Origin of the sequence: Paraburkholderia elongata (assembly GCF_013177735.1) — a bacterium.
Taxonomy (GTDB): Bacteria; Pseudomonadota; Gammaproteobacteria; order Burkholderiales; family Burkholderiaceae; genus Paraburkholderia; species Paraburkholderia elongata.
In genome coordinates this window covers 43,177-49,176 of the sequence record NZ_WOEZ01000159.1, presented here as the reverse complement: position 1 = coordinate 49,176, position 6,000 = coordinate 43,177, and the positions used below count along the sequence as shown (strand labels likewise).

At 63.1% G+C, this 6,000-nt stretch carries 5 protein-coding genes; 4 read left to right on the top strand and 1 reads right to left on the bottom strand.

Annotated features, from left to right (window positions below; translation table 11 throughout):
- Positions 1 to 411 (bottom strand): LysR family transcriptional regulator (locus GNZ13_RS28400; protein WP_172170763.1); only part of this gene is annotated, 411 nt, incomplete at its 3' end.
- Positions 412 to 531: 120 nt separating this feature from the next.
- On the opposite strand from GNZ13_RS28400, the gene GNZ13_RS28395 reads away from it, so the two are divergent.
- The 4 genes from GNZ13_RS28395 to GNZ13_RS28380 all read left to right on the top strand — a co-directional run bounded on the left by GNZ13_RS28395 (position 532) and on the right by GNZ13_RS28380 (position 5,825).
- Positions 532 to 1,626, top strand: coding sequence for a YeiH family protein (locus GNZ13_RS28395; RefSeq protein WP_172170761.1), 1,095 nt, complete (start codon positions 532 to 534; stop codon positions 1,624 to 1,626).
- 145 nt (positions 1,627 to 1,771) lie between these two features.
- Positions 1,772 to 2,509: a glutathione S-transferase gene (locus GNZ13_RS28390; protein WP_172170759.1), complete on the top strand. Its 738-nt coding sequence runs from the start codon at positions 1,772 to 1,774 to the stop codon at positions 2,507 to 2,509.
- A gap of 112 nt (positions 2,510 to 2,621) precedes the next feature.
- Positions 2,622 to 4,355 carry a ClcB-like voltage-gated chloride channel protein gene (locus tag GNZ13_RS28385; RefSeq protein WP_172170757.1) on the top strand — a complete coding sequence of 578 codons (1,734 nt, stop codon included), beginning with the start codon at positions 2,622 to 2,624 and terminating at the stop codon, positions 4,353 to 4,355.
- Positions 4,356 to 4,487: 132 nt separating this feature from the next.
- Positions 4,488 to 5,825 carry a C45 family autoproteolytic acyltransferase/hydolase gene (locus GNZ13_RS28380; protein WP_172170755.1) on the top strand — a complete coding sequence of 446 codons (1,338 nt, stop codon included), beginning with the start codon at positions 4,488 to 4,490 and terminating at the stop codon, positions 5,823 to 5,825.
- The last annotated feature ends 175 nt before the right edge of the window (positions 5,826 to 6,000 follow it).

Genomic DNA, 6,000 nt, shown 5'->3' with positions numbered 1-6,000 from the left:
GCCCAGCGCGCCGACGATTTCCGTCGTGTTGCCATTGGCGGTATGCAGCGTTACCTCGGGATAGCGGCGATGAAAGTCGGCGATCAGGTACGGCAGCAGATAGCTCGCCGGCGTGGTGCTGGCGCCGATGCGCAAGGTGCCCTGCTCGAGGCCGCGCAACGCGTCGCGATACGCATGCGCCTGCCGCCACGTATCGCGCAGCCGGGTGGCATAGCTGGCGAGTTGCTCGCCGGCGGGCGTCAGGCGCACGCCGCGCCCGTCGCGCAGGTAAAGCGGCTCGCCGAATTCGTCCTGTAACTGCCGCAATTGTCCGGACACGGCCGGCTGCGATAAATGCAGCGCCACAGCCGCCCGGCTGATGTTGCGATGTTCGGCAACGGCGGCAAACGTTATAAGTTGGTCCGGGGTCATGGGGGTCAAAGTATCCGTGTAACTGATACTTTACATTCTAAATCATGATTTTTCATATCGATATATCTAATTTAGGATTAGGGCTATCGAATCAAGACAGTCATAGAAAGGCACTACGCCATGTCCACCGCTCATCTCACCGCTTCTGCCACACCCGCCGGGTCTTCATCCACCCGCGGCCAGCTCAACGGTATCCTCTTCGTTGCACTATTTGCGGCTGCCGTGACCCGCATCGCTTCGATCCCGGCCATCGCCGGCCTGGGTTTGAGCCCGCTGATTGTCGGCATCGTGGCGGGCGCCATTTACGGTAACGCGCTGCGCGACGGCATGCCCGAAAGCTGGGCGGCCGGCGTCAACTTTTCGGCGCGCAAGCTCCTGCGCATCGCCGTGGCGTTTTTCGGGCTGCGCGTCAGCCTGCAGGAAATTGCTCAGGTCGGCTTGCCCGGTCTCGCTGAATCAGTGCTGATCGTCGTGAGCACACTGGTGATCGGCACGTGGGCCGGTATGAAGATCATGAAACTCGACCGCGACACCGCACTCCTCACGGCTGCTGGCAGCGCAATCTGCGGTGCGGCTGCCGTGCTCGCGTTCGAGTCGACGCTGCAATCGAAGCCGCACAAGAGCGCCATGGCAGTGGGCAGCGTGGTGCTGTTCGGCACCCTCTCGATGTTCCTCTACCCGGTGCTGTTCAAGGCGGGCTGGCTGCATCTCGACACCGTTGGCGCGGGTCTGTTCTTCGGGGGCACCATTCATGAAGTAGCGCAGGTGGTCGGCGCGGCCAGCAACGTGAGCCCGGAAGCGACCCACATCGCGACCATCGTCAAGATGACCCGCGTGATGCTGCTGGTGCCGGTGCTGCTGGTCGTCGGCTTGTGGGTGAACCGCTCGGCACGCAGCGTGGCCACGGCAGCAACGGCCGAAGACGGCAAGCACCACGCTCCGCGCAAGCTGGCGATTCCCTGGTTTGCGCTCGGCTTCCTTGCCTTCGTCGTGATCAACTCGCTGCACGTCCTGCCCGAAAGCGCGACCAGCACGCTGAACATGCTCGACACCTTCGCGCTCACGATGGCCATGACCGCGCTCGGTATCGAAACCCGCATCGCGCAGATCCGTCAGGCCGGACCCCGCGCATTGACCACCGGCTTCATCCTGTATGTGTGGTTGATTGCCGGCGGACTGGGTATCACATGGACTGTCCAGCATCTGCTCGGCTAAACCTCCCTCGCCTCCCCGCCAACCCCGCCGCGTGCGGGGTTTTGTGCGTTCAGGAGAACCATCCGGCACGCTCGCGCGGCATACTGGCTGCTGACGTTACCCATTCACGCAAAACCGTTCATGCAACCGGAATGAGGACCGATCGATGAGCCTGGAACTTTACTATTGGGACGGCCTGCAAGGCCGAGGCGAATTCGTGCGGCTGGCACTGGAAGAAGCCGGCGCGGACTACGTGGAAGTGGCGCGCGGCGAGCCGTCGGATGGCTTGGGCACGAACGCGATGATGGCGATCATGAAGAGCCGCGACGAGCCTTATCCGCCGTTCGCGCCGCCGTTTCTGAAAGACGGCGATCTGGTGATCGCGCAGACGGCCAACATCCTGTTCTATCTCGGCCCGAAGCTCAATCTCGCGCCATCGGTTGAAAGCCTGCGCTACGTCGCCAACGGATTGCAACTGACGATCGCCGACATGGTGACCGAAGCGCACGACACGCATCATCCGCTCGCCAGTGCGTTTTATTACGAAGACCAGAAAGACGCCGCCAAAGTGCGCGCACACGACTTCATCGACCACCGCATTCCGAAGTTCATGAAGTACTTCGAGCGCGTGCTGAAACAGAACCCGGCCGGCGACACGTTCATGGTGGGCGACTCACTCACTTACGTCGACTTGTCGATGTTCCAGCTGATCGACGGTCTGCTGTACGCGTTTCCACGCGCGCTCAAGCGTTTCGGCGAACACTATCCGCGCCTCGCGGCCTTGCACGACGCGGTGATCGAGCGGCCGAACATCGCGGCTTATCTCCAGTCCGACCGGCGCATCGCGCATAACGAAGCCTGCATCTTCCGGCACTACCCGGAACTCGACAAGGCGGCGACTTGATCCACGCCGCCTCCCTTCGCGGACCCTCCGCATCGCGCCCGCTTCCGCCAGCGGGCGCGATGCTGTTACCGTACGCGCATTCCATCCACCCATCACGCCCTCTCCTGCCGACGTGCTTTCATTCCTGCTGAAGCTGCGCACCCGCGCCCAAACCCTGTTCCGTCTGTCCGACGCCCATACGATGCTGGTCTGGTCGGTGGTGGTCGGCGTCGCAGGCGCGTTCGCGACGATTGCCTTTCGCGAAGGCATCGCGTTGCTGCAACTGGCGGTTGTCGGCAAGTCCGGCAGTTTCGTCGAAATGGCGCGCGGCTTGCCGTGGACGGTGCGCGTGTGGCTGCCCGCCGCGGGCGGCCTGATCGCCGGCTTCTTTCTGCTGATCGCGCAGCGCCACGTCGACAAGTGCAATCACATCGACTACATGGAAGCCGTCGCCATCGGCGACGGCGTGGTGCCGGTCAAGCTGAGCTTCTGGCGCAGTGTGTCGTCGCTATTCACGATTTCGAGCGGCGGCTCGATCGGCCGCGAAGGTCCGATGGTGCAACTGGCGGCGCTGGCCGCGTCGCTGATCGGCCGCTGGGTGCATTTCGATCCGCCGCGTCTGCGCCTGCTCGTAGCGTGCGGCGCGGCGGCCGGGATTACCTCCGCGTACAGTGCGCCGATTGCCGGCGCGTTTTTTGTCACTGAAATCGTGCTCGGCTCGATCGTGATGGAAAGCTTCGGCCCCGTGGTGGTCTCCGCGGTGGTCGCCAACATCACGATGCGCGAGTTCACCAGCTACAAGCCGCCGTACGAAATGCCGGTGTTTCCACCGGTGGCGGGTGCCGAAGTCCTGTTGTTCGTCGCGCTTGGGCTGCTGTGCGGTGCGGCCGCGCCGCAGTTTCTGCGGCTGATGGACTTCTCGAAAGCCAACTTTCGCAAGCTGCCCGTGCCGCTGCCCTTCCGGCTGGCGCTGGGCGGTCTCGTCGTCGGCATTCTGTCAGTGTGGACGCCCGAGGTGTGGGGCAACGGCTACAGTGTGGTCAATTCCATTCTGCATTCACCGTGGACGTGGACCGCGCTCGTCCTCGTGCTGGTGTTCAAGATCGTCGCGACCTCGGCGACCGTGGGTTCAGGCGCGATCGGCGGGGTGTTCACGCCGACGCTCTTCGTCGGCGCGGTGGTCGGCTCGCTGTTCGGCCTCGGCATGCACGCGTTGTGGCCGCACGGCACCTCGGCGCCGTTCGCTTATGCGATGGTCGGCATGGGCGCGTTTCTGGCCGGCGCCACGCAGGCGCCGCTGATGGCGATCCTGATGATCTTCGAAATGACGCTCAGCTATCAAGTGGTGCTGCCGCTGATGCTGTCGTGCGTGGTGGCGTATTTCGTGTCGCGCGCGATCGGCAAGACATCGATGTACGAAATCACACTGCGCCGCAATCAGGAGGAACAGGAGCGCACCCGTCTGCGCGCCACGCAGATGCGCGAGCTGATCCGTCCCGCCGAAACCGTCGTGCCACCGAACGCGACCGTGCACGACATGACGCGCGTGTTCCTCGAATATCCGGTGAAGTATCTGTACGTCGCCAACGAGTCTGGCGCGTTTCTCGGCGTAGTCGCGCTCAAGGACATCACCTCCGATCTGCTCGACAAGCGCGACACCGCCACGAAAACCGCCGCGGATTATCTGCAGCCGCATTTCGATGTGCTCACGCCCGATATGCCCCTCGGCGTTGCGTTGCAGCACTTCATGGCGTTTCAAGGCGAGCGGCTGCCGGTCGTCGAAAGCGCCGCGGATCCGAAGCTTGCCGGCGTGGTCTACAAGACATCGCTGCTCGATGCGTATTTCCGCATGAATCCGACGCGCTAGGTCCCGCGCGCCAGGTCCCGTGCAAAGCGCGGAAGATTCTCTACAATGGGGAGACCGCTGCAGCGATTGCGAGCAGCGCGCGTTACGCCAAGACGGGCGCACCGAGACGCCCGCCCTTCGACCGGAGCGAAGATGAGCGAACCGTCCCTCGATGCCGTGCGCCGTGACCAGGCGGGCTGGATTTTCCTGCATATCGAAGGCGAGCCGTACGATCGCGGCGAGCAGCATGGCCAGTTGCTTGCCACTGAAATCCAGAACGCGATCCGCACCGCCCGCTACCTTGCGAAATGGGACACCGGCGAAGACTTCGATACCTTCGTCGACGCCGCCGTATCCCAGTTCGCCAACAAACTCGACACTGAATTCGCCGACGAAATCCAGGGCATCGCCGACGGCGCGAAGCTGCCGTTCGCCGAAGTGCTGGCCTGGAACGGTTACATGGATCTGCTGCAAAGCTGGTGGCCGAGCCACGCGGCGGCCCAGCAACCGCAACTCGGCGTGAAACCGTGGCGCGGGCGCCGCGGCCATCACTGCAGCGCGTTCATCGCCACCGGCAATGCCACCCGCGACGGCCGCATCGTGATGGCGCACAACTCGTGGGACCGCTACGCCGCGGGCGATGCGTTCAACGTCGTGTTCGACATCGTGCCGGATCGCGGCAACCGCATCCTGATGCAGGGCTTGCCGGGATGCATCTCCAGCCTTACCGATTTCTGGGTCACCGAAGCCGGCCTGATGGTCACGGAAACCACCATCTCCAACTTTGCCGGCTACAACGCAGCGGGTGCGCCGGAGTTCTACCGCTCGCGGCGCGCGTCGCAGTACGCCAACAACATCGGCGAATGGTGCGAGATGTTCGCGGTCGCCAATAACGGCGGCTATGCGAACAGCTGGCTGCTCGGCGATACCAAGACCGGTGAGATCGCTCGCTACGAACTCGGGCTGCACTATTCCGGTTTCGAAAGTACGAAAAACGGCTTCTATAGCGGTTACAACACCGCGACCGATCTGAAGATCCGCAACCAGGAATGCATCGGCGAAGGCGAAGACTATACGGACGTGCGCAAGAACGGCGCGCGCCGCTTGCGCTTCATGCAGCTCGAAGAAATGCATCACGGCAAGATCGACGTCGAACTTGCGAAAGAGATGATCGCCGACCATCACGACGTCTATCTCGACCGTAACGACAACCCGTGCTCGCGGACCATCTGTGGGCATCTGGAACTGGACGACGCGCGCTTCGGCGGCACCGATCACGGGCCGTTCAATCCGTGGGGCGCCAACGACGGCAAGGTGGTCGACAGCGAGATGGCGCGCGCCATGGCCTTCTCCGCGCGCTGGGGACACCCGTGCGGCCGGCCGTTCGACGCCCAGGCGTTCATGAAGCGCCATCCGCAGTGGAACTGGCTCAACGGCTATATGCGCGACCGGCCGTCATGGCCGTGGACGCGGTTCGAAGTGCTGCGCTAGACGACGAGGTTATTGCAGCGCAGCACAAACGCTGTACGACCGTTCGCGACTGCATTGCCTTTTTCCTGCCATCATGTGAAACCTACAATGAGGTTTTGTCTCTTTTGCGCGCGCGGCGCAGCGGTTTGCCATCTAAGATGGTAATTGCACGCTGCCCGCGTAGTGAAACGCGGCG